Annotated in this window: 1 protein-coding gene; it reads left to right on the plus strand. The window is 55.7% G+C overall.

The features are described from left to right. Positions 1-574, plus strand: a 574-nt coding sequence (locus AC1DH9_RS30600) for an FtsX-like permease family protein (RefSeq protein WP_477809512.1), incomplete at both ends; no start/stop codon positions are given.

Below are 574 nucleotides of genomic sequence, written 5' to 3' on the forward strand. Positions count from 1 at the left end.
GAAAACGCATTCATCATGGTCCACGATGCCGAATTTTCGAAACTGGAGAATCCGCGGATTGGCACCTCCTTCGAGCTCAATGACCACCGTGGGACCATCGTCGCCATCGCCAAGGTACTGACCAGCGGATTGACTGGCATACCGACGCTCTACACCACTTACCGACGCGCCATCGAATACATCCCGACCACCCGCTTCACGGTGTCTTACATTCTGCTGGAACCCAGGAACAAGGCCGCAGAGGCCGGGATCAAGCAGCAGGTTGCGCAGTTGGGCTATGTCGCCTTGACCCGGGGAGAGTTCAACCAGCGGATTACCGATTTCTATATCTATCAGACCGGGGTCGGCACCAACATACTGACGATGACGGTGATCAGTTTCCTGGTCGGGTTATCCATCTCCGGTCAGACGTTCTACACCTTCATTCTGGAAAACCTCGACAAGTTCGCAGCCCTCAAGGCTATTGGCGCCAAGGGCCGCGAACTGATCTACATGATCCTCTTCATGGCCATGTTCACCTGTTTGACGGGGTACGGGCTGGGGGTCGGGCTGGTCACGTTGATGATCTTCACGG

This window comes from Pseudomonas sp. 05T35, from assembly GCF_056396605.1.